The 23,901-nt window shown below is 64.1% G+C and carries 20 protein-coding genes; 13 read left to right on the forward strand and 7 right to left on the reverse strand.

The annotated features are described in order from the left end of the window. Positions 1 to 27 precede the first annotated feature (27 nt). Positions 28 to 1,542: an MDR family MFS transporter gene (locus DPV74_RS07210; RefSeq protein ID WP_119336864.1), complete on the reverse strand. Its 1,515-nt coding sequence runs from the start codon at positions 1,540 to 1,542 to the stop codon at positions 28 to 30. A 230-nt stretch (positions 1,543 to 1,772) separates the two neighbouring features. Between DPV74_RS07210 and DPV74_RS07215 the strand changes: the two genes are divergently transcribed. Beyond that, positions 1,773 to 3,332: a methyl-accepting chemotaxis protein gene (locus DPV74_RS07215; protein WP_060319565.1), complete on the forward strand. Its 1,560-nt coding sequence runs from the start codon at positions 1,773 to 1,775 to the stop codon at positions 3,330 to 3,332. Between the two features lie 54 nt (positions 3,333 to 3,386). Here the strand turns inward: DPV74_RS07215 and DPV74_RS07220 are convergent, their stop codons facing one another. The 5 genes from DPV74_RS07220 to DPV74_RS07240 form a co-directional block, all read right to left on the reverse strand. Beyond that, on the reverse strand, positions 3,387 to 3,623 hold the full coding sequence (locus DPV74_RS07220) for a hypothetical protein (RefSeq protein ID WP_119336882.1): 237 nt from the start codon (positions 3,621 to 3,623) through the stop codon (positions 3,387 to 3,389). Between the two features lie 81 nt (positions 3,624 to 3,704). Beyond that, entirely contained in the window at positions 3,705 to 4,148 is a 444-nt protein-coding gene (locus tag DPV74_RS07225; protein ID WP_060084227.1) for a hypothetical protein, read from the reverse strand. Between the two features lie 21 nt (positions 4,149 to 4,169). After that, complete coding sequence (locus tag DPV74_RS07230) at positions 4,170 to 4,991, reverse strand: hypothetical protein (RefSeq protein WP_119336865.1); 822 nt, start codon at positions 4,989 to 4,991, stop codon at positions 4,170 to 4,172. A gap of 199 nt (positions 4,992 to 5,190) precedes the next feature. Next, a complete protein-coding gene (locus DPV74_RS07235) occupies positions 5,191 to 6,858 on the reverse strand; it encodes an ATP-binding domain-containing protein (RefSeq protein ID WP_119336866.1) in 1,668 nt (555 codons plus the stop codon). Between the two features lie 126 nt (positions 6,859 to 6,984). After that, positions 6,985 to 7,839 (reverse strand): helix-turn-helix domain-containing protein, encoded by an 855-nt coding sequence (locus DPV74_RS07240; protein ID WP_006485970.1) that lies wholly within the window; start codon positions 7,837 to 7,839, stop codon positions 6,985 to 6,987. A 224-nt stretch (positions 7,840 to 8,063) separates the two neighbouring features. Between DPV74_RS07240 and DPV74_RS07245 the strand changes: the two genes are divergently transcribed. Together DPV74_RS07245 and DPV74_RS07250 are read left to right on the forward strand one after the other, a co-directional pair. Further along, positions 8,064 to 9,398, forward strand: a complete 1,335-nt coding sequence (locus DPV74_RS07245) for an FAD-binding oxidoreductase (protein ID WP_060084224.1) — start codon at positions 8,064 to 8,066, stop codon at positions 9,396 to 9,398. A gap of 82 nt (positions 9,399 to 9,480) precedes the next feature. After that, positions 9,481 to 10,575, forward strand: a complete 1,095-nt coding sequence (locus tag DPV74_RS07250) for a TrkA family potassium uptake protein (RefSeq protein WP_027789331.1) — start codon at positions 9,481 to 9,483, stop codon at positions 10,573 to 10,575. A gap of 125 nt (positions 10,576 to 10,700) precedes the next feature. Here the strand turns inward: DPV74_RS07250 and DPV74_RS07255 are convergent, their stop codons facing one another. Then, positions 10,701 to 11,630: a LysR family transcriptional regulator gene (locus DPV74_RS07255; protein WP_119336883.1), complete on the reverse strand. Its 930-nt coding sequence runs from the start codon at positions 11,628 to 11,630 to the stop codon at positions 10,701 to 10,703. 311 nt (positions 11,631 to 11,941) lie between these two features. Between DPV74_RS07255 and mdlC the strand changes: the two genes are divergently transcribed. From mdlC to DPV74_RS07305, 10 genes are all read left to right on the forward strand, one after another. Beyond that, on the forward strand, positions 11,942 to 13,531 hold the full coding sequence (mdlC, locus tag DPV74_RS07260) for a benzoylformate decarboxylase (protein WP_119336867.1): 1,590 nt from the start codon (positions 11,942 to 11,944) through the stop codon (positions 13,529 to 13,531). Positions 13,532 to 13,586: 55 nt separating this feature from the next. Then, complete coding sequence (locus DPV74_RS07265) at positions 13,587 to 15,038, forward strand: aldehyde dehydrogenase (protein ID WP_119336868.1); 1,452 nt, start codon at positions 13,587 to 13,589, stop codon at positions 15,036 to 15,038. 141 nt (positions 15,039 to 15,179) lie between these two features. Next, on the forward strand, positions 15,180 to 15,305 hold the full coding sequence (locus DPV74_RS07270; RefSeq protein WP_257942981.1) for a hypothetical protein: 126 nt from the start codon (positions 15,180 to 15,182) through the stop codon (positions 15,303 to 15,305). Continuing rightward, positions 15,302 to 16,648, forward strand: a complete 1,347-nt coding sequence (locus DPV74_RS07275) for an MFS transporter (RefSeq protein ID WP_034195951.1) — start codon at positions 15,302 to 15,304, stop codon at positions 16,646 to 16,648. Before DPV74_RS07270 ends, DPV74_RS07275 begins: the two co-directional genes overlap by 4 nt. A 114-nt stretch (positions 16,649 to 16,762) precedes the next feature. Further along, positions 16,763 to 17,935, forward strand: a complete 1,173-nt coding sequence (locus tag DPV74_RS07280) for a 4-hydroxybenzoate 3-monooxygenase (protein WP_119336869.1) — start codon at positions 16,763 to 16,765, stop codon at positions 17,933 to 17,935. A 124-nt stretch (positions 17,936 to 18,059) separates the two neighbouring features. Next, a complete protein-coding gene (locus tag DPV74_RS07285; protein ID WP_119336870.1) occupies positions 18,060 to 19,205 on the forward strand; it encodes an alpha-hydroxy-acid oxidizing protein in 1,146 nt (381 codons plus the stop codon). 83 nt (positions 19,206 to 19,288) lie between these two features. Continuing rightward, entirely contained in the window at positions 19,289 to 20,248 is a 960-nt protein-coding gene (locus DPV74_RS07290; RefSeq protein WP_060319571.1) for a helix-turn-helix domain-containing protein, read from the forward strand. A gap of 152 nt (positions 20,249 to 20,400) precedes the next feature. Next, the gene (locus DPV74_RS07295; RefSeq protein ID WP_060195327.1) at positions 20,401 to 21,453 is read left to right on the forward strand and encodes a carbon-nitrogen hydrolase family protein; all 1,053 of its coding nucleotides are present in this window, start codon (positions 20,401 to 20,403) and stop codon (positions 21,451 to 21,453) included. Positions 21,454 to 21,601: 148 nt separating this feature from the next. Next, entirely contained in the window at positions 21,602 to 22,834 is a 1,233-nt protein-coding gene (locus tag DPV74_RS07300) for an MFS transporter (RefSeq protein ID WP_205571896.1), read from the forward strand. A 197-nt stretch (positions 22,835 to 23,031) separates the two neighbouring features. Continuing rightward, positions 23,032 to 23,691, forward strand: a complete 660-nt coding sequence (locus DPV74_RS07305; protein WP_119336871.1) for an amidase family protein — start codon at positions 23,032 to 23,034, stop codon at positions 23,689 to 23,691. Positions 23,692 to 23,901: the final 210 nt, after the last annotated feature.

Raw genomic sequence — 23,901 nt, forward strand, 5'->3', positions numbered from 1 at the left:
GGGGCTGCATCGCGGTTCACCGGCAAGTCAGTTGTGCTTGCGCAACGGCGCATCCTCGACGAACCACGCGAGCACGAACGCGATCGCGATGACCGTCGCCGCCGCGAGATAGACGACGTGCAGCGAGCCTGCGAACGCATGCAGGTACGCGTCGCGCACGGCATCCGGCAACTGGTGCACGGCGGCCGGGCCGAGCGCGGGCGGCAGCTCCGTGCCGGCCGGCAGCGCAGCCGTCACCCGCGACTGCAGCCCGTGCGAGAACAGCGCGCCGAACGCCGCGACGCCGAGCGAGCCGCCGATCGAGCGGAACAGCGTCGCCCCCGACGTCGCGACGCCCATGTGCCGGAATTCGACCGTGTTCTGCACGGCGAGCGTGAGCACGGGCATCACCATGCCGAGCCCGATCCCGAGCAGCGCCATGTACGCATACATCGTGTGCAGCGGCGTATCGAGCGTCAGTGTGGACAGCAGCGCCATCGCGATGCCGCCGGTCAGCGTGCCCAGGATCGGAAACATCCGGTACGAGCCGAGCCGCGAGATCAGCCGGCCGCTGACGACCGACGTCACGAGCATCCCGCCCATCATCGGCAACAGCTGCATCCCGGCCTGCGACGGTGTCGAACCCTTCACGACCTGCAGGTAAAGCGGAATGAACGTGACCGAGCCGAACAGCGCGATGCCGACGACGAAGCCGATCAGGCTGACCAGCACGAAGGTGCGATGGCGGAACAGTTCGAGCGGCATGATCGGCTCGGCCGCGAGCCGTTCTTCGTAAATGAAGCCGCCGATCGCGACGACGCCGAGCACGAGCGTCATCCACAGCTGCGGCGACGTCCAGGGCAGCAGCGAGCCGCCTTCGCTCGTGAACAGGATCACGCAGGTGAGGGCGGTGGCGAGGAACGCGGCGCCCATGTAGTCGATCCGGTGCTTCACGTGCGCGGTGTGCGGCCAGAACGCGACGCCGATCACCGCGAGCGCGAGAAAGCCGAGCGGAAGGTTGATCGTGAAGATCCAGCGCCACGACAGGTGCTCGACCAGGAAGCCGCCGAGCAGCGGACCGACGATCGTCGCGAGGCCGTACACGCCGCCGAACATCCCCTGATAGCGTGCGCGGCGGTCGGGCGGCACCAGATCGCCGATCGCGGCCATCGTCACGACCATCAGGCCGCCGCCGCCGAGCCCCTGCAGCGCACGCAGCACGATCAGCTGCGTCATGTCCTGCGCGACGCCGCACAGCGCGGAGCCGGCGAGGAACAGCACGATCGCGGCCTGCAGCACGATCTTGCGGCCGTACAGGTCGCCGAGCTTGCCGTACAACGGCAGCACGACGGTGGACGACAGCAGGTACGCGGTAACGACCCACGACAACTGGTCGAGCCCGCCGAGCTCGCCGACGATCGTCGGCAGCGCGGTCGACACGATCGTCTGGTCGAGCGCGGACAACAGCATGACGAGCAGCAGCGCGGCGACGATCAGCCCGGTCGGCGCGTCACGGCGGGCCGTTTCGGCGGCCGGCGGAGTGAGGAGGGTGTCGGTAGTCATCGATATATCTGCCATGGCAGGGAATTGGCTCGAACTATAGCGATGGATAGTTGACCAGTCAATTTCTGCCCGGGCTCGATTTGTTGCAACGGTAACAGTAGATTGCCGACGCGAAAATTGACCGGGATCAGCCGGAAAGCAGGGCCGGACTCAAGTTTTTTGCAGGCAAACCGTAATACAGCGTGCTGCGGACCGATTTCCGCGGCACTTTTCACCGCTCACGTCCCGTCATGAACCTGAACGCCCTGTTTTCCCGTTTCTCGATCCGCACGCGGATCTTCTCCACGCTCGGCCTTGTCGCCGCGCTGCTCGTCGTGTCGGGGCTGATCGGCCTCGCCGGCATGCAGAGCTCGAACCGCGCGCTCGACGAGGCTTATACGCAGCAGCTGGCGGCGAAGACCGCGCTGTCGACGGCCAGTCTCAACCTGACGATCGTGCGCACGACGCTCGACCGCGCGCTGCTGCACCCGGAAGCGCCGGACGTGCCCGATCTCGTCAAGAAGGCCGAGAGTTATCTCGCGAAGGCCGACACCGCGTGGCGCGGTTACGCGTCGATGCCGCACGACGGCGACGAAGGCCCGCTCGCGAGCCGCCTCGATGCCGCGCGCCAGGCGCTGATCGGGCAGGCGCTGAGGCCGATGATCGACGCGGTCCGCGACGGCCGCCGCGACGAGGCCGACCGGCTGCTGATGTCGGTCGCGCCGCCGCTGTCGGTTGCGCTCACGCAGGCGACCGATGCGCTCGATGCGTACCAGGGCGCACGCGGCAAGGAGGTGTACGACACCGCGCAGACCTACTACGGCTGGATGCGTGCGGGCGCGATCGCGGGTATCGCGTTCGGCCTGGCCGCGTGCCTCGGCTGCGCGATCGGCCTGCATTACGCGATCACGCAGCCGGTGAACCGCCTGCTGTCGCATTTCCGCCGCCTGTCGGAAGGCGACCTGACGTCGGAAGTGCGCTGGTCGTCGCGCGACGAGATGGCCGAACTGGTCAACGGCGTGACCGGCATGCAGCGCAGCCTCGCGGACACCGTGCGCCAGGTCAGCCAGGGTTCCGAGGCGATCTCGACGGCGACCCACCAGATCGCGGCCGGCAACACCGACCTGTCGCAGCGTACCGAGGAACAGGCGTCCGCATTGCAGGAGACGGCCGCGAGCATGGAGCAGCTCACCGCGACCGTGAAGCAGAACGCGGACAACGCGGTGGAGGCGCAGGCCTGCGCGGACACCGCGAGCGAGATCGCCACGCGCGGCGCGACCGTGGTCGGCGAGGTGATCGGCACGATGAACGAGATCGACCAGAGCTCGCAGAAGGTTGCCGACATCATCGGCACGATCGAGGGGATCGCGTTCCAGACCAACATCCTCGCGCTGAATGCGGCGGTCGAAGCCGCGCGTGCCGGCGAGCAGGGCCGCGGCTTCGCGGTGGTCGCGGGCGAGGTGCGCACGCTTGCGCAACGCTCGGCGTCGGCGGCGAAGGAAATCCGCACGCTGATCGGCGAGTCGGTCGAGCGCGTCGCGAACGGCTCGCGGCTCGTCGGCGTGGCCGGCACGACGATGCAGGACATCCAGCAGGCGATCGGCCGCGTGACGGGCATCATGACGGAGATCGCGGCCGCGTCGAACGAGCAGCGCGACGGGATCGAGCAGGTGAACCGCGCGGTGTCGCAGATGGACCAGGTCTCGCAGCAGAACGCGGCGCTCGTCGAGCAGGCTGCGGCTGCGGCGGCTTCGCTGGAGGAACAGGCGGACGGGTTGCGGCGCGCGGTGGGGGCGTTCCGGGTGGCTTGAGCGACGGCGTGGCGTGGTGGCGGGTTTGTCGGTTGACGTAACCCGTCTCGCGGATCAGTCCGTGTGCTCGCGGATGATCCGGTCAAGCAGATCGGGGATGTCGGAAGGTGCCTCTGAACCCGTGAACGTACACACTTCGATGTGCCCGTCACGAAATACGTCTACTTCGACGCGCATTGCGACTATCGTCATCGAGACCAGCACGCTGTCCGGTCGGTTGCGGCTCAACGTGTAATGGATCTTCGCGGTATCGAGGCGATCGTGCAGGTTGAATAGCGGATGTGTGGTCATGACCCGAAGGATTGTTTGCTGAACACGTGCCCTTGCGTGATCGCCCAAGTAGTTCGCTTGCCACTTCATGCCGCCGCAAGTTCAAACGCCCGGGGCCAGGCTCAACCCGATCGCCTCGCACAGCACGGCGACTTCCGCGCCGCATGAGGGCTCGAGCACGAACAACGCCTTGCGATTCGCGTCGAGATCGGCCAGATATCGATCGAGCAGCGCCTCGTCGACGCTTGCTGCTTCGAAATCTTCCCGGCTGTGCATCCACTTCAGCCACTCGCATACGTCGGCCGCCGAAAACGCGTATGCGGGGGATATCAGAAGGCGTGACACGACGTTCTGTTCCGCAAAATCGATTACGCGTTGGGAGATGACGCCGGTGAAGCGAAACGTGCCGACCCTTCCGTCGATTCGACGAAACCGAAGCCGCAATTCCTGATCAGTTGGACGATGGTCAATGGTGACGAGTTCGGCATCGTGAAAGGTCGGCATGTCGTCGAGCCCGATCACGCTTTGGTAAGTCACGTTTCCCATGAATGAAATCCCGGTTCAAGGTTACGGAAGAATGGTTAACGGTACACCCGGTCCCCGGCGCAATCTCCCGCTAAATGGGTCAATCGCCCAGTTATGCGCGTGAGGAATGCCTTGGCCATGATCGTGGTCGAAATCGATGTCGACCGCGGGGCGGCCATCCTGGCCGTACAGGCGCATCTGTCCGCTGCCTGGGTTCGTGTACCAGGTACCGGGTTTCCCGGCGTTCGGCGTCTTGGCAATTTCAAGAATGTCGTTGCCGGGCGAGAGTTCCAAATACTCGAACGGCTGCGCGTTGTCGAGTAGCGTGGACGTGAGGCAATCGCCTGCCTGCCGGGTTGCTCCTTCAGACCAGTGCTCCACGACGCTTTGGAGATAGCTGACGAGTTCGTCCGCGCTCACGTCGCTCGGCGTGGCCCAACTACGCGCCGTGATCGGCTCGCAAGATGACGGCGGCCTATTGATGGGTTTGATGCTTTCCAGATTGGAGAACGGCGTGAACGACGGTCCGGCCGCCATAGCCCTTCGGGCGACTGGCTTTCCGGTTCCGCCGCTCGCGCCCGATTGCGTAGCTGTTCGCTCGATTGCAACGGAAACTCCTCCCCCTCGTATGGCCGAGCGAAGTAGCGCAACAGCGTCGCCGGCCGCGCCATACGACGCACGAAGCCCAAGCCGTCGAATGTAGTCCAACGCTCTATGGGTTTTGTTCCCGACACTTGCGATCGGCCAGATCCGCAAGAACTCGTCTGCATCTCGTCTCTGCTGGAACGTCAACGCGCCCGAAGAAACGGAATTGTCCAAGGTGGCGTGCCTGCCGAAACCCAAAGCGATTTTCACTGCAGCCATCGATCGACGCCTTTCAAATGCCATACGGAATGGCCTGGCATCGTAGCGGCGGACCGCAAGCGGATGAACCATCAGGTGTCGCAGGAATCGGGCACAAGGCCGGCGGATCAGGGCTTCGGGCAGAATGAAATGTGCCCGACTGTGTCAGCGGGCATCATGGCGAACAACGTCGTCAAGTCGGACGAACCGCGCTATCTGGTCACCCCGCCGCGAGCTGCGCGGCCGCACGCGACGACGCGACGATCAGCAGTTTCATCGTCGCGCGCGTCGCACCGACGAACAGCTTGCGCGCGGCACGCGCGTCGAGCGTATCGAAGTCGACCTCGGTGAGGATCACGCACGGCGCCGACTGGCCCTTGAAGCGGTAGATCGAATCGAGCAGCACGTCGCCTTCGCGATATTCCGGGTTGCCGAACAGGTCGTACTTGCCGGTGAAGCTCTTGAGCCGGTGCGGGCCGAGCTGGTCGAGCGGCGCGAGCACCGAGCCTTCGCGGCCGCGATACGACAGCACCGCGATGTCCTGCTTGCGAAAGCCAAGCGACAGCGCGTGCGTGATCGCCCGCTTGGTCGCGTCGACGCAGGCTTCGGCCAACGCGTCTTGCGACGCACCTTCTTCCCCGTACGCCGACACCGACGGATCCGAACCGTCGAACGGGCTGCCCGAGCGCAGCTCGGCCGCGAGCGGCTCGACCCTGCCGACGATGTCGCGCACGAATTCGAGCAGGTCGCGCGGGCTCCGGTAGTTCGTGAGCGCCTTCAGCGTGACCCAGCCCGGCAGCGCGACGGGCTCGCGCATGTACAGGTTCTGCAGCGGATCTTCCAGCCACCACCATGCGCCGTCCGGCACCAGCAGGCGCTCCAGCGCGGCCGCCCACGGCGCGTGGAAATCCTGCCCTTCGTCGACGACCAGCACGTCGAAGCGCCAGCGTTCGGAAATGGGCGTTTGCGCGAAGCGCGCCTCGAGCCGTTCGAATTCGCCGGGCACCTGGAAGTCCGGCGTATAACCGCCGTCGCGCGCGATCCAGTCGCACAGCTGGTGGTAATTCGCGATCTTCGCGCCGGGCGGCGCGATGCGCGTGATGTAGTCGGCGAGCGGCCGGTTGAAGCACACGTAGAGCACGCGCTTGCCGGCCGCGACGGCATCGCGCATTGCCTGCACCGCGAGCTGCGTCTTGCCCGAGCCGGCCGTGCCGGTGACGCGCAGCCGGAACGGCGCGAATTCGAGCTGGCGCGCCCATGCGGCGAGCCCGCCCGACAGCCGCGTGACAAGCGTGCCGGCCTGCCCGACGAGCGCGCTCGTATCGGGCGTGAGCGCGAGCTCGTCCGCGAGGAAATGGTGGAGTTTCGGCGCGTTCGGAAAGTGCTCGTCGTCCTCGGGCAGGATTCGCAGGATCACCTGCGCGAGCTGCGCCTTGCGCGACGCATCGACGATGCGGTCGGCCGCGACGCCGGCGATCGACGCGTCGCGGATCGAGTAGTCGGGGCAGTACAGCAGCGCCTCGACACCATAGACACCCGCGCCGAGCGCTGCCGTCAGGCGCCGGTGCAGCGTTTCCTGCGTGCGCGCGAGCTGGATCGGGACGTTGCGTTCCTTCTGCAGATAGACCTTCACGAGCCCCTTCGGCGTTTCGCGCAGGAAGCCGGCTTTCTGCTCGATCAGCAGCACGCGGCCGGCCGGGCTCACGACGACGAACGCGGCCTCGCCGAACACCGAGAACGCCTGGTCGGCGCGCGTCCAGTGCACGCCGTGATACACGGTGTAGCCGTCGGGCAGCGCGTGTTCGAGGGCCGCGAGCGTTTCGCGCTCGCGTTCGGCCGCGCCGGTCGCGGCGAGGCTTTTCCAGTCGTCGGGGATGAGGCGGGCCATGGCGTCGGGCGGCGGATGCCGGCGTGGGCGTGAACGGGTGCGGCTATTGTACTGATCCACGACCCTGTTCACGACCGCCGTGCCGCGCGGACGATGGCCGTCCGGACGGGGAACGGCCCTGGGACGTTACCCGCGTGCGAGCCGTTTCGCGAGATCGGCGCTGAGGATCGCCATGCGCGCGGGTTTTTCGTAGCAGACGACGTCGAACGCGCGGATCACTTCGCTGATGTCGGCCTCGCTCGCGCGGCCGGTGAGCAGGTCGCCCGTCAGCACGAAGATCGGCGCGCCCGGGTTGTCGGACGTGCGCACGGCCTTGATCGCGGTGGCGGCCGTGCTGTCGTCGAACAGCCATTCGGTCAGGACCGCGTCGAACGCCTGGCCCTGCAGCGCGTCGACGAACGGCGCGAGGCCATCGAATGCGGCCGTCGCGAAACCCTGGCGTTCGAGATAGCGGCACAGCTCGGTCGCGCTGACGCGATCGGGGTCGATCACCGCGACGACGAGCTTGTCGCTCTCCGCGCGGCGCGGATAGATCTCGATCTTGTGCACGTCGTACGCGTTCTGGTACAGCACGCCGGTGTGGCGCAGCACGCGCCAGCGGCCGTTCTGCTCATATGCGACGAATTCGGGGCGCGCGCCGGCTTCGAGCGGCGCGCCGATCCATGCGGTGCACGGAATCTCGGCGACGCCCGCATAAAGTACGGCCTCCTGCGAATAGGCGCCGACCATGCCGGGGTCGAGCGTTTGCGCGCCGAACAGCTGGGCGGCGGGTTCGCCGTACGCTTCGGCGACTTTCTTGATCTGCGCGAGCGTCCAGGGGCTGCTGCCGCGCAGCTTACGATGGCCTTGCGAAAAGCTCAGGTCGAGGATGCGGCATAGCTCGGTGGTCTGCTGGCGCTTGCCGATGCCGTTGCGGGTCATCAGCTCGCGCACGCGCTCGGCAACCGCGAGGGAATCCGTGGTGATTGCTTCAGTGGTCATGCTACGGGAACGGATCGTGACGTTCAGAACGACGCCTTGCGGCAGTCTCGACGGACAGTCTTCGTGACGTCCAAGGGCGAGCCGACCGGCCACGCGCGGAAAAGATAACTTTACCGCAAAATGGTCGTTATTCAGCGTCGTGAAAGGTGCGTTTGTGTGAAAGGTGTGTCACGACGTTACCACCGCCGCCCGTATCCGGATGCATTAACCCCTGACAGGAAACAATGACAACCACCTATCCGCTGCACGATGCCCTGACCCTTGGCGATACGCCATTCCCGGCCGACGCCGACGTCGTGATCGCCGGCGCCGGCATCATGGGCTGCGCAGCCGCGTATTACCTGGGTCTGCGCGGCCTGAAGGCCGTCGTGCTCGACAAGTCGCGTATCGCCGGGCAGCAGTCGACACGGGCGTGGGGCTTCGTGCGGCAGCAGGGCCGGGAAGCTGCCGAGGTGCCGCTGATGATGGCCGGCATGCGGATCTGGGAAGCGTTAGAGGAAACCCTCGGTTTCGATCTCGAATGGCGGCAGGGCGGCTGTCTTTATATTGCGGACAACGAAACGGACTGGGCGTCGTTCAACGCGTGGCTCGCGGTCGCGCGCGAGCACGGACTCGACACGCGTACGCTGACGCGCGCGCAGATCGACGAGCGCGTCAGCGGCCTTTCGCCGCAGGCACGCACGCTCGGCGGGCTGTATACGGCGACCGACGGGCAGGCCGAGCCGCGCCGGGTGGCTGCCGCGTTCGCCGCGCGTGCCGTCGAGGCCGGCGCGCGCTTCTTCGAAGGCTGCGGCGTGACCGCGATCGAGACGGCCGGCGGCGCGGTGGTCGGCGTCGTGACCGAGCGCGGCACGATCCGCACGCGGCGCGTGATCTGCGCGGCGGGCGCGACCAGCTTCCGGCTGCTCGATGGCGTCGGCATCCGGCTGCCGCAGCAGGCCGTCCGCGGTACCTGCATGCGCACCAATGTGGTGCCGCCGGTGTCGGCGTCGACGGTGTGGGGGCACGGCCTCGGCATCCGGCAGCGCAAGAACGGCGCGATCAATCTCGCCGACGACATGCAGGTCGACGTCGACCTGACGCTCGGCCACCTGCGCGGGTTGAGCCTGTTCTGGCCGGAGTTCTGGTCGCAGCGCGACAAATTCCGGCTGCACGTGAACGGGGCTGCCTGGCGCGATGCGCTTGCGCGCATCAACGGTGCGACCGGGCCGATCGAGCCGCGCGATCCGCAGCCGCAGCCGAATCGCGCGCATGCGCCGCGTGCACTCGCGAAACTCAAGACGATCTTTCCCGCGCTGAAGGACGCGCAGATCGTCGAGGCCTGGGCCGGCCTGATCGACGTGCTGCCCGACGGCATTCCGGTGATCGATGCGCCGGGCACGCCGTCCGGGCTCGCGATTGCGACGGGGTTCTGCGGCCACGGTTTCGCGATGGGGCCGATCGTCGGGCGGCTGCTTGCCGAATGGATCGACACCGGTGCGCCGTCGCTCGACCTGTCGGCATTTCGCGCGCAGCGTTTTGTCGACGGGACGATGGTGCGGCCGCGCAGCATGCTGTAACGAACGAATCGATGCGATGACGTCGGCCGGTCGCGGCCGACCCATCGTAGAATCGAGCCCGCATCCTTCAGGAGATTCCCCGTTGGCATCGCCCTCCGCCCAGCGCCGCTCGTTGCGCTCACGCCTGCGCCGCGCGCGCAACCCGTGGCAGGCGCCGCGCGCGCGCACGCTGTTCACGCGTCGCGCGACGTCGCCGCGCCGCACACTGCTGTTCCGTCTCGGCGCGGTCGCGCTGCTGTGCACGCTCGCGTTCCTCGTGCTGTATCTCGATCGCGACGGGTTGCGCGATTCGACCAAGAGCACGCCGATGACCGTCGCCGATCTCGTGTACTTCACGATGGTCACGGTCGCGACGGTCGGCTACGGCGACATCGTGCCCGTCACCGCACGGGCGCGCCTCATCGATGCGTTCTTCATCGTGCCGATCCGCATCGTCATCTGGTTCATTTTCCTGGGCACGGCCTATCAGTTCGTGATCCAGCGCGTCGTCGAGGAATTCCGCATGAAACGCCTGCAAAAGCAATTGTCCGATCACATCGTCGTATGCGGTTATGGCCTGTCGGGCTCGATCGCGGTGCGTGAATTGCTCGAGAGCGGTGTCGATCCGGCGACGGTCATCGTGATCGATTCGCAGCAGCAGGCGCTCGAGGCCGCGACGTCGCTCGGCGTGACCGGGCTGCTCGGCGATCCCGCGCACGAGGATCTGCTGCAGCAGGCGCAGGTGCGTTCGGCGAAGGCGGTGATCATTTCGGTGACCGACGATCCGACCGCGATCCTGCTGACGCTGTCGGTGCGCAGCATCGCGCCGGATACGAAGATCGTCGTTCGGATCCAGGAGAACCTGTACCAGCGACAACTGCGGCAGGCGGGCGCCGATGTGATCGTGTCGTCGACGAAGATCGGCGCGCTGCTGCTCGCGGACGCCGTGCATAGCCGCTATATCGTGCCGTTCGTGAACGACATGCTGTCGACGCGCGGACGCGCGACGCTGCTGGAGCGCGAGGCGATGCCGCAAGAGGTCGGCTGCATGACGAACGTCGTGCCGGGTGCGATCGTCGTCGGGCTCGATCGGTGCGGGAAGATTTTTTCGTTCTACGAGGACCCGCCTTGCAGGATCGAGGCAGGGGACACGCTGGTTGTGATTCAGTCGGCGCGGATTCCGGATCCGGATGTTTGATGCTTGGTTGTTCTTATAAAACCAATTAGTTCAATGATTTATGGCTGATTTCCATTGAACAAGGCCGGGTGTGCGTTGGGTCATGCCAAAACGCACGAATCGCGGGCACGCCCGATTCACGGCCATCAAGACAGGCTTTGCCCTTCCTTGCGCAAAGACCCCGTCAGGTGACGCAATTCGTCCAGCAGCTTGACGGCGGGCGCGGGTAGCGTGCCTCGCCGGCGCCGGAATGCCGTCAGGGTGCGTTGCGCATCCAGGCCTTCGATATCCAGAGCGTCGATGACGCCCGCTTTGCTTTCGGTGTCGTACATCGGTTCGGCCATCCACGAGACAAAGCCACATCGCGCTACGAGGCTTTTGAGCACGGTGACCGAACGGGTCTCGACCGCGATGGCCGGCATTGGCAGGCCGCGGGCCCTGAAGGTTTCCTGCATGTGGGCATAAGGTCCGGTTCCCTTGGGCGTGAGTGCCCACCGTTGTGTCAATGTGTCGTCGAGTCGAAGGCCGCGCTTCGCCCGTAACGGATGATCGAGTGCCGCGACCACGAAACTCCTGTCGGTCCATGAACAATCGGAGATCACAGCGACATCCTCGGTTTCGATTCCCGATGTGCAAAGCGCCAGGTCGATTTCATAAGCGAGCAGGCCCTCGACGAGACGATCCCACACGCCTTCGATCACCTCGACGCGCAGATTGGGCCATTTCTCCAGCACACACGCGATGGCCATCGGCAAGACGAGGCTCGCTATGCTGCCCACGGCGCCGACCTTGATCACGCCTTTCGCCAGGCCGCGCATCGCGTCCAGTTCCTCGCGCGCCTGTTCGGCTTCCCTTTGCAGCGACATCGCATGCGGCATCAATGCTTCGCCCAGCGCGGTCAGCTGCATCCCTTTGGTGTGACGCTCGAAAAGCGCCCCCCCGACGGACTCCTCGAGCCGCTTGATCGATCTGCTCAGCGCCGGCTGGGTCATGTTCAGCATGGCCGCGGCTCGTCCCAGGCTACCTGCGGAGACGATCGTGGTGAACATCATCAACTGCTGCAGATTGAAACTCATCGTGTCGAACCAGATTGAAAGGGGGAAGGGGGCGAGCGAGATTCCGGGGCGCCCGGCGCCAGCTAGGGGTCTTCCCTGCAAGGGCTCGCGGTGCCCGCTCATTGCGGCCACCGCCGAGCCCCCGATGACGGCGAACAGCCTTTTCCGACAAGGCATCCGGGCGGTATTGGCCGATCCGGCATTCCGATAGACGCATGCCAAAATGTAATGACTTTGAGCTTTTTTGGCAATTTTCAAACAGGGTGCCGAATCCCATACTGCGGCTCATCCCATCACCGCCAGCCTGAGTGGCGAACCGCAGAGGATTCGAGATGCAACGAAATACAAGTGGGCAGCCGACCGTTCGCGATGCCGTCGTGGACTTGATGCGGCGCCTCGAATTGACGTCCGTGTTTGCCAATCCCGGCTCGACCGAGCTACCGATGTTCCGCGACTTCCCGGAGGACTTCCGGTACGTGCTCGGATTGCAGGAAGCAGTGGTGGTCGGTATGGCGGACGGGTATGCCCAAGCCACCGGCAATGCCGCGCTGGTCAACCTGCATTCGGCAGCCGGTGTCGGCAACGCGATGGGCAACGTCTTCACGGCTTTCAAGAACCGGACGCCCCTGATCATCACGGCCGGCCAGCAGGCCCGTTCGATTCTGCCGTTCGATCCGTTTCTGTCGGCAACGCAAGCCACCGAGCTGCCGCGGCCCTATGTGAAATGGAGCATTGAACCGGCTCGTGCCGCGGATGTTCCGCTGGCCCTCGCCCGTGCTTACCACGTGGCGATGCAGGAGCCGCGTGGTCCGGTGTTCGTGTCCATTCCGGTCGACGACTGGGATCAGCCGGCCGACTTCGTCGAGGCGACCCGGATCAGCACCCGGTTCCGCCCCGATCCGGTACGGATCGCGGAGATCGGCGACGCGCTGGACGACTGCAAACGGCCGGCCCTCGTCGTCGGCGCGGAACTCGATCGTGCCGATGCGTGGAGCGAGGCCATCCAGCTGGCCGAGCGCCACAACGCGCGGGTTTATGTTGCGCCGATGTCGTCACGCTGCAGCTTCCCGGAAGATCATCGACTTTTCGCCGGCTTCCTGCCGGCGATGCGCGAAAAAATCGTTCGGACGCTGAACGGGCATGACCTGGTCTTCGTCGTCGGAGCGCCGGCTTTTGCGTATCACGTTGAAGGCAGTGGCCCGCATGTGCCCGATGGCGCGGCGTTGTACCAGCTCATCGACGATCCGGCTACCGCTGCCTGGACCCCGGTCGGCACGTCGGTGGTGGCGAACATTCGCCTGGGGCTGGTGGACCTGCTCGCCCGGCCGGCACCGCGAGGCCGGCCCCTGCCGGCGCCGCGCGAGGCGGTCGAGCGAGCCGAGCCCACGGCAGTGATGTCGGTCGCTTATGCGTTGCAGACGCTGTCCGAAGTCCGCAACGCAGCCGATATCGTGGTCGAGGAGGCGCCCAGTTCGCGCCCCGTCATGCAACGTTATCTGCCGTTCACGCGCAGTCAGACGTTCTACACGATGGCAAGCGGCGGTCTGGGCTACGGCATGCCCGCCGCGGTGGGCGTCGCTTTGGCCAGACCCGGCAGCCGCGTGATCGGCCTCATCGGCGACGGCTCGGCGATGTATTCGCCGCAAGCGATCTATAGCGCGGTCCAGCTCGATCTTCCGATCACATTCGTGATCCTGAATAACTCGCGCTACGCCGCCTTGCAGGAATTCGCGCCCGTGTTCGGCTTCGCCGCGTCGGATCCGGTACAGGGCACCGACCTGCCAGGGCTGGATTTCGTTTCCCTGGCCAACAGCATGGGGTGCGAAGGCGTTCGAGTGAGCGACGCGCTGTCGCTGAAGCCCGCGCTGGAAGACGCGTTGTCTTCGGGAAAAACACGCGTCGTCGAAATTGTCGTGGCCTGACCGCGAGTCGGTGATTCGGCAGGCCGGTTTTTCAAGAATATTCCAGGAGACGGTAATGAATCAGGTAACGATGTTGATCAACGGCGAGCGTGCGATGGCTCGCGACGGCGCGACATTCGAGCGCCGTAACCCGCTCGATGACACGGTTGCCTCTACGGCGCCGGCCGCGACTGTCGCCGATGCACAAGCGGCGGTGCATGCGGCGGCCGCCGCGTTTCCCGCATGGTCGGCGATGGGCCCCGGCGAGCGACGCGCTCTACTGAATCGGGCCGCGGATGCGCTCGAAGAAAAAGGCGACGCTTTCGCGCTGGCAATGGCAACCGAAACGGGCGCGTCCCGCCTGTGGGCGGGTTTCAACGTCAAGCTTGCGGCCGACGGGCTGCGCGAAGCGGCTGCGATGATCACGCAGATCTCCGGCGAGGTGATTCCGTCGGACGTGCCGGGCAGTCTTGCGCTCGGCGTGAGGCAGGCCGCCGGCGTCGTGCTCGGGATCGCACCGTGGAACGCGCCCGTCATCCTCGGCGTGCGTGCCATCGCGTTGCCGCTGGCGTGCGGCAATACCGTCGTGCTCAAAGGTTCCGAAACCTGCCCCGCGACTCACGGCCTCATCATCGAAGCGTTACAGGACGCCGGACTGCCACGCGGCGTCGTGAACTTCGTCACGAACGCGCCGGCGAATGCGGGCGACATCGTCGAAGCGATCATTGCCGAACCGGCGGTCAGGCGGGTGAACTTCACGGGTTCGACGCGCGTCGGCCGCATCGTCGCGACCCTGTGCGCGAAATATCTGAAGCCGTCGGTCCTCGAACTCGGCGGAAAGGCGCCGTTCCTGGTGCTTCACGATGCCGATATCGAAGCGGCGGTTCAAGGCGCGGCATTCGGGGCGTTCGCCAATTCCGGCCAGATCTGCATGTCGACCGAACGCATCGTCGTCGACACGAAGATCGCCGATGAATTCGTCGCGCGACTGGCGGAAAAGGCACGGAGCCTGCCGCTTGGCGATCCGAGAAAGGGGCCGACCGTGCTCGGCTCCGTCGTGGACATGGCGACGGTCAGGAGATGCAACGACCTGATCGACGACGCGCTGGCGAAAGGTGCGACCCTGGTATGCGGAGGGAAATCCGAGACCACGCTCATGCCGGCCACGTTGCTCGATCACGTGACGGCGGACATGCATATCTACCGGGAGGAGTCGTTCGGGCCCGTCAAGGCGATCGTTCGCGTCAATGGCGACGAAGAGGCCATCGCCTGTGCCAACGACAACGAATATGGACTGTCGGCGGCGGTCTTCAGCCGTGACGTCGCGCGGGCGTTGACGGTCGCGAAGCGTATCGAGTCCGGGCTTTGCCACGTCAATGGCCCGACGGTTCACGACGAGGCCCAAATGCCGTTCGGCGGGATGAAGTCCAGTGGTTTCGGGCATTTCGGCGGCAAGGCCGGGATCGCGGAATTTACGGATTTGCGCTGGATCACCGTGCAAACGACGCCTCGTCACTATCCATTCTGATCGTTGCCGCGGTCATGGCACGTGTTTCTCACCATGGACGCGATGGGCTTCCGGATGGTGGGCACGAACACAATAACAACCCGATATCGTTGAGACGCCTTCGCTCCCGGAACGACGAGCGACCGGCTTAAGGAGACTGCAATGCCCGTCATCAATTTCGAGTCGTCGCTCGATCGCGCCCGGTTGGAGTCCGACCGTCGCGTCGGAAAACGAATTACGCAGGACTGCGATTCAGACTTCGCCGGTCTGGCCGGGAGAGCGAAATGAACGATCGTAATCCGCCTCTGCTGACCGTAGACATCGGCCGTGCCCTCGATGACGGACCGTTCTCGGCGTTCCAGCGAACGGTCGTCCTGCTCGCCGCGCTTGCGATCGTGATGGATGGCTTCGATGGGCAGCTCATCGGGTTCGCCATTCCCAGCTTGATCAAGGAATGGGGCATCACGCGCAACGCATTTGCGCCCGCCGTTGCGGCCGGCCTCGTCGGCATGGGTATAGGGAGCGCGTTCGCCGGGCTGTTCGCGGACAGGTTCGGTCGGCGCTGGGCAATCATCGGCAGCGTGCTGGTATTCGGCTTGGCGACGAGTTCGATTGCGCTGTCGCCGGACGTGATGACCATTGCCATCCTGCGCTTCTTCGCGGGACTGGGTATCGGTGGCGCACTGCCGAGCGCGACGACCATGACGGCGGAATTTACGCCCGCTCGCCGGCGGACGCTCGCGGTGACCGCAACCATCGTTTGCGTACCGCTGGGGGGCATGCTTGCGGGGCTATTCGCGAGTGTCGTGCTTCCGCATTACGGCTGGCGCGGGCTCTTTCTGATTGGCGGCACGCTTCCCGTCGCACTGGCGCTCCTGCTGTATTTCGTCATGCCGGAATCGCCGCGTTATCTTGTGCGTCATCAGGAACGCTGGAATGAACTGCGTCACCTGCTGTCCCGCATGTCCCGCTCGATTCAGCCGCATGCCGTATTCGCCGATCAGAAGGAGCAGAAAGCGGGGCAGCGCCCAGGCTTTCGCGCGTTGTTCGCGGACCATCAAGGCCGCGACACGCTCGCAATCTGGGTCGCTTTCTTCATGAACCTCGTCGCGGTCTACAGCGCATTCAGCTGGCTGCCGACGATGCTGGCAGGCGAGGGACTCAGCGCTTCGGTGGCGGGTTCAGGTCTTACCGCCTACAACCTCGGCGGCGTACTCGGCGCAATGGGTTGCGCAGTGGCGATCGGCCGGTTCGGGTCGCGCTGGCCTTTGCTCGTATGCTGCCTGATGGCGTCCGCGAGCGCGCTTTTCCTGCGCGGTCTCGACGTCTCTGCCCACACGACGTTGCTCGTGTTCGGAATCGGGTTGCACGGCCTCTTCGTGAACGCGGTTCAGTCGACGATGTATGCCCTTTGCGCGTACGTCTATCCCACCGAGATTCGCGCGACCGGGACCGCATCCGCGCTCGCGTTTGGGCGGCTCGGCGCGATTCTCAGCGCGTTCGCGGGGGCCTTCGTGATCACGCAGGGTGGAGCGTCTGCGTACCTGGGCATGCTGGGTGCCGCGATGGCGATGGTTTTTATCTGCCTGATGATCGTGCGTCGTCATATTCCGCCCATCAAGGGCGCTTGAGATCAGTGTCGAGGGCGACGTTTGTCACGCGCTCCGAGCAGAGCACGTAACGATGTCGCTCATGTTGAACCGAATGACGGAAAACGTCTGACAGTACCTTCAGTTGGAGATGGCATGCGCACTCAAGTAGGCATTATTGGCGCCGGTCCTGCCGGCCTCCTTCTTTCTCATCTTTTGCATCTGAAAGGTATCGAGTCTGTCGTGCTCGAAACCCGCAGACGCGAGCAGATCGAATCGACGATCAGGGCGGGTGTACTCGAGCAGGGGACGATGGACCTGCTTGAAGCGTCCGGTGTCGGTGAGCGTATGAAGGCAGAAGGAGCGTTGCATCACGGCTTTGAACTCGCCTTCGACGGAAAGCGGCGGCGCATCGACCTCAAGGCGTTGACCGGGCGGGCCATCACCGTCTATGCGCAACACGAAGTCATCAAGGATCTGGTGGCGGCGCGGGTTGCTGCAGGCGGCTCTATCCTGTTTGATGTCGCGGATGTCTCGATTCACAACATCGACACGTCGGCCCCGTCGATACGGTTCGTGCATCAAGGGCAATCACATACGCTGGACTGTGATTTCGTGATCGGATGCGACGGTTCGCAAGGGGTGTCCCGTTCGGCGATTCCCGAGAGCGTTCGCCGCGATTTCGAGCGCGTCTATCCGTTCGGTTGGTTCGGCATTCTGGTCGAAGGTGCGCCGTCCGCAGACGAGCTGATCTATGCACGTCATGATCGCGGTTTTGCCTTGGTCAGTACCCGTTCGCCGACGGTTCAGCGCATGTATTTCCAGTGCGACCCGAAAGATTCGGTCGACAACTGGTCCGACGACCGGATCTGGGCCGAAATGCACGCACGCGTCGACTCGGCCGATGGTCAGTGCGTTGTCGACGGGAAGATCTTTCAGAAGAATATCGTCGGCATGAGGAGCTTCGTCTCGACGACGATGCAGCACGGCCGACTGTTTCTTGCCGGCGACGCCGCTCATATCGTTCCTCCTACCGGAGCAAAAGGTCTCAACCTGGCAGTCTCCGACGTACGAATCCTGAGCAGTGGACTCGACGCGTATTACCGGACCGGCGATGAAGCGCAACTCGCTTCGTACAGTGAGCTTGCGCTGAAACGGATCTGGCGCGCCGAGCATTTCTCCTACTGGATGACCCGCATGATGCATCGTCTCGACGATGCCTCGCCGTTCGAACAGCAGTTGCAGGTTGCCGAGCTCGAGCATGTGACTACGTCCGAGACTGCGGCGAGGTCCATGGCGGAAAACTATGTTGGGAGCGTTGCCGTCTAGCTTTCGACTTTGCGTCGTTACTCGGTCGTCTTCCGCCTCGAATGACGGAGGAAGACGCGCGAAACCGGCGTGCAGCGCGTCTCGTGCTTTTCGCATCACGATTTACTCTGACAGTACCCCGATCATGACAACAGGATTTCCCGGCATTTTCTCCGTCAGCGACTATCGTGACGAAGCCAGACGGCGGTTGCCACGCATGGTGTTCGACTATCTGGAAGGCGCGGCGGACGACGAATCGGGATTGACGCATAACCGTTCGGCGTTCGACAGGTTGCAGTTGTTGCCGCGCCGGCTGTCGGATGTCAGCAGGCGAGAGCAGTCGGTGCCGCTTTTAGGGCGGCTGATTCCATTACCGCTGGTGATCGCGCCGACGGGCCTCAATAGCGCGTTCTGGCCGAAGGGCGACCTCGCACTTGCGCGCGCAGCGGGCAAGGCCGGTATTCCGTTTGCGCTATCGACGGCTTCCAACATGTCCATCGAAGAGGTGGCAAAAGGGGCCGACGGAGACCTGTGGTTTCAACTGTACGTCGTTCATCGCAACCTCGCGAAGAGTCTGGTCAATCGTGCCCGTTCGGCTCGCTATTCGACCTTGATCCTCACCGCCGATGTCGCGGTGAACGGCTTTCGCCGACGCGATCTTCGCAATGGCTTTGCCATGCCGTTCAAGGCAAGTGCACGTGCGGCCGTCGACGGACTGTCACACCCGCGCTGGCTTTGGTCCTATCTGATGAACGGCATGCCGGAGTTGAAGAATTTCGCCACGGACGATGCATCGGACACCGCCTCCCAGGCGGCGATTCTTCGCCGGCAGATGGATGCGAGCTTCAGTTGGGACGACCTGCGCCGTTTGCGGGACGAATGGCCGGGCAAGCTCCTCGTCAAGGGCATCGTGACGGCCGACGATGCCGCGCGGTGCGTTGCGCTCGGCGCGGACGGCGTCATCGTTTCGAACCACGGCGGCAGGCAACTCGCCGACCTGCCCGCGACGGCCGACGTGCTGCCGGATATCGTCGAGCGCACCTCAGGCACGACGGTCATTCTCGACAGCGGCATCCGGACGGGGGCCGACGTCGTCAAGGCGGTCGCGCTGGGGGCCCACGCCGTGATGCTGGGGCGGGCCACCTTGTACGGGCTGGCTGCCAGAGGGGAAACCGGCGTGAGCGACGTCATCGACATGATCAAACGGGAAACTGACCGGACGCTCGCCCTCATCGGTTGTCGCTCGGTGGGCGAGCTCGATCGCAGCTATGTTTCGAAGCGGCCGTCATAGGCAACTGCGCATTGACGGCGGATTCTGGATGCGCAATTGTTCGGGGTGACGCTCCCGCGTATTTGCCGCCGGAACCTTGTGCCATGAATCAAGTGACGACCACGGATCATTACCATCGCGACGACCGGCTTTTGGCATGGGCGGATCAGGTTCGGGCCAGTTGCGTCCCCATGGTTTTCAGGACCGAATCCGATCAGGGATTTCGTGGCGAGATTTCCAGCGTGAACACGGGCGGAGTGTGTGTGTCGCGGATCTCGGCGGTCGATCACGTCGCGGCTCACGACTGGGACGACGTGCGGCGCACGGCGGACGACTACCTGCTCGTGTCGATACAGATCGAGGGGCGAGGTGCACTCGAGCAGGATGCCCGCACCGCGTTCGTCGACCCTACCGACATGGTGCTGTTCGACTCGTCGCGCCATTTCGTCTGGCATTTTTCCGGACAGCACTACACGATCCGCTTTCCCCGCCAGGCGCTGGAGAAATTGGTGCCGTGCGGCCGGCAGCACACCGCGGTGCGCATTCCTGCGGCCACCGGGATACGCCGTATCGCCGCGGACCATATCGCGTCGCTGCACCGAGTGCTTTCGTCAGACGAAGGCGCGATGACCGCTTGCGAGAGGCTTGGCGATGTGTCCGCCAACCTGGTCGCGCTGGCGCTGGCGGATTATTTCAACACGGTTCCGCTGCCCAGATCCAACGTGAAAGAGATGCATCTGCTGCGGGCGCGCGCGTTGATCAAGGACAGGATTCACGACCCGGAACTGGGACCCGAACTGATCGCCGATGAACTGGGGGTTTCCAGCCGTTACCTCTATCGCCTGTTCGCCGAGGCCGGGGAGTCGATCGGCGAGACCATCTGTACGGCCAGACTCAACGGGTGCGGCGAGTGGCTTCGGCAACGCGCGTACGCTAACCGCTCGATTACCGATATTGCGATGGCTTGGGGTTTCAATAATGCATCGCATTTCAGTCGTACGTTTCGACGTCACTTTGGCGTGTCTGCGCGCGACTACCGTGCGAAGCATCGCGACGTTGGTTGAATCGCCCCTGAGCGGGCTGCGCGGTAATCCCGCCGGCTGGCAGCATAAGTAAAAATCCTGTTCTGTCAGAGTCAAGCGTCCGCCATATTGGCCCCGGACACTTCCTCTACAACGTTGCGGGCGTCCCGTCCCGCGAGTCGTGGAGGAGTATCTTGGCTCTCAACCATCCCCAATATAAGGCGGCTGTCGTGCAGGCCGCCCCGGCGTTCCTTGATCTTCAAGCCGGAATCGAAAAGTCCATACGCCTGATTGAAGAGGCGGCGCAGGCCGGCGCCGCCCTGATCGCGTTCCCTGAAGTGTGGCTGCCGGGCTACCCGTTCTACATCTGGCTGGGTACACCGGCCTGGTATATGAGCAAAGGCTATGTTCAGCGATATTTCGACAACTCGCTGAGCTACGACAGTCCGGAAGCCGATGCACTGAGGGCCGCGGCCAGAAAAAACCGCATCACGGTGGTGATGGGACTCTCGGAGCGCAAGGGCCATTCCTTATATATCTCCCAATGGATCATCGGCCCCGACGGAGAAACCCTCCTGCAACGGCAGAAACTCAAGCCTACCCACCTCGAGCGGACGGTCTTCGGTGACGGCGAGGGCAGTGGCCTGACCGTAATCGACAGTCCGTTGGGAAAGCTCGGCGGGCTTTGTTGTGCCGAACACGTGCAGCCTTTGACCAAGGCCGCAATGTATGCGCAAGGCGAACAGGTCCACGTTGCGGCCTGGCCGAGCTTCTCGCTCTATGAATTTGCCAGCGCATTGAGCCACCAGGTGAACAACGCGGTTTCGCGGACGTATGCCGTCGAAGGAGGTTGCTTCGTCCTCGCGCCTTCGACAGTCGTCACCGAGGAAATGGTCGAGAGCCTTTGCGACACCGAGGAAAAACGTCAACTGTTGCGGGCAGGCGGAGGCCATAGCGTCGGATACGGGCCCGACGGGGCGGAACTGTTCGACAAGATCGACGAAACCGCGGAAGGCCTGCTCTACGCCGATATCGACCTCGGCATGCAATCGCTTTCGAAGTGCGTTTTCGATCCCGTGGGGCATTACTCGCGGCCTGACGTTCTGCGGTTGCTGATCGACCGGCGACCGCGCCCCCCGGTCACCGAGATCCTCGATGGCCCCGCCGGGGAGACGGTCGCCGATGATCAAACATCGTCGGACAACGGTTGCTCGCCGGAGCTCGCGAGAAGTGGCGGAGATCGGTAGCGGCCTGTCGGGCTCGCCATGCGATTCCGTGGCGAGCCGGACGGAGGTTTTCGTGTCGCTGCCGTATCGGCTCGATACCGACTGAAGCGGGATGGTTTTCTTTGAAACAACAGCCATTCAATCACGACGATATATTTAGGATATCGATATGAACTACAAACAAAATAGAGAATACGAATGGAAGATGGTCATCTTTCTTGCGGTGCTGTTCGGCATCGTTGGACTCGATCGTCTGGTCATCGTGTATCTGTTTCCGGTTCTTCTGCCGGAGCTCAAATTGAACAACACGCAGGCAGGCGCAATCGCGTCGGTTCTCGCGTTGACCTGGGCCATTTCGACATGGGTGCTCGGGAGTCTGTCCGATCGCCGTGGGCGTCGCAAGATTCTGCTGGGGTCGTCGATCTTCTTCTCGGTGATGACCTCCTTTACCGGCGTCGCCAAGTCGTTCCACGGCATGCTGCTCGTGCGAGGCCTCCTTGGCGTGGGCGAGGGCGGCGTCTTCAGCGCCAGCGTCGCGACGATCGACGAAATATCGACGCCGAGCCGGCGCGGCTTGAATCTGGGCATTCATCAATCGTTTTTCCCGCTTCTGGGTATCGGCCTTGGACCGATCATCGCTACCCAGCTCGTGATGCACATGCGCTGGGAGTGGGTGTTTTTCGTGCTCGGTATTCCGGGACTTTTGCTGACGTTCCTGATCGGCAGGACCATGCGAAAGACGGAGGCCGGTCGCGACAAGCAGGTCCGGGCGGCCTCGGGCGGCCCGTTGACCGTGCTGAGATACAAGAACATCTGGTTGACCACGGTCATCGGATCGCTCTTCCAGACGGGCCTGTTCGTGTTCTCGACGTTCGTCGCGCTCTATCTGACCAAAGTCGCGGGCCTCAGCCTCGGCACGGTCGGTTTGATCATTTCCGGATGGGGTTTCGGCGGGTTCATCGGAATGGTCGCCGTTCCGGCGATATCGGATCGGCTCGGGCGGCGTATCGTGCTCGTCGTCTCGGCGGCTTGCTATGGCGTCCTGATGTTGGCATTCGTTCTTTGTCACGCTTCTCCGATCGTGATGTTCGTCAACCTCTTTGCTGCCGGGATTTGCGGCTTCGGCATCGCGCCTCTCTTTCTTGCCGTGATTCCTTGCGAATCCGTACCGTCCACGCTGACCGGTTCGGCCGTAGGCGTTCCGACCGCTGTCAGTGAACTCATTGGCGGGGTCCTGATGCCCGTGGTTGCAGGTGGGCTTGCCGACACGTTCGGTCTGGGTTATCCGATGCTGATCGTCGGGGGCGTGTCGTTGGTGAGCGCGCTCGTGGGGATGTTTCTCGATGAAACGGTACCCGCTGCGACGTCGAAGCATTCCGTCTCGAACATCGACGCGGCCTGAACGTCCGTCGAAGCGCAGGCGGATTTCAGATCGTTGCGCGGACTCGCTCGATCGAGGCCGCCTGCGTCGGCCGGGGGGCGGTATCCGCGGCGAAGAGGGGCGCTGCCAGGGTTGGCTACGCCATTGTCATTTCTGACGATGCGCTACAAAAAAGCCGACGCGCAATCTACGAAGACCGAAATGCACGAGAGACGTAGATGCCAACCCCGCCGCAGCTTTCAGTCGTCGACGCAAAAGGCGCGATCGATCGACGCGAGATCTCCTGCCTGGAATACGTTCAGGCGCTCGTGGATCAACACGCCAAAACCGAGTCGCTGAACGGGTTCGTGTTTTTCAACCGTGACGCGCTGTTGCAAGCGGCGCGGGAACACGATGAATCGCTCATAGCCCGAACGGGCCGGTTGCCGCTTTCCGGCATTCCATTGGCCATCAAGGACAACATCGACTGCGCGGGCATGCCGACCGCCGCGGGAACGGCAGCGCTCCGCGACGCCGTACCTCGAGCTGACGCACCCGTCGTGGCACGCGTGATCGACGCGGGCGCGTTGGCCGCCGGCAAAGCCAACATGCACGAACTCGCTTTCGGCTGCACCAACGACAACGGATTTTTCGGCCCGGCCCGCAACCCGTATGACCCGTCCAGAATTGCAGGCGGAAGCAGCGGCGGGTCTGCCGTGCTGGTGGCGAGTGGTGCGGTGCCGGCGGCGCTCGGCACCGACACGGGCGGATCGGTGCGATCGGCGCCGAAACCGTGGCGGTCGGGTCTGAAGCGCTCCACGTCTTTGCCGCATACACACGAAATACCGAACCGGGCAGCAACGCAGGGGTACCCGGTATCACCGTTCCCGCAGGTCTGACCCGGGACTGGCTCCCGGTTGGATTGGCGCTGGACGGTGCGCCGCATTCGGATCGGCGCATCCTGCAAATCGGCAAGGAAATGGAGCGCGTTCTGTGTGCCGCGACGTTCCCGCGTCTCGACGCACACGTTTGATCCATCCGGCAACGGCTTAACGAGAACGGCAAGCAAATGAATCGTCGAAATATCCTGAAAAGTATTGCGCTCGATG

It is taken from the genome of Burkholderia sp. HAN2018 (assembly GCF_024704855.1).
Taxonomy (GTDB): domain Bacteria; phylum Pseudomonadota; class Gammaproteobacteria; order Burkholderiales; family Burkholderiaceae; genus Burkholderia; species Burkholderia cepacia.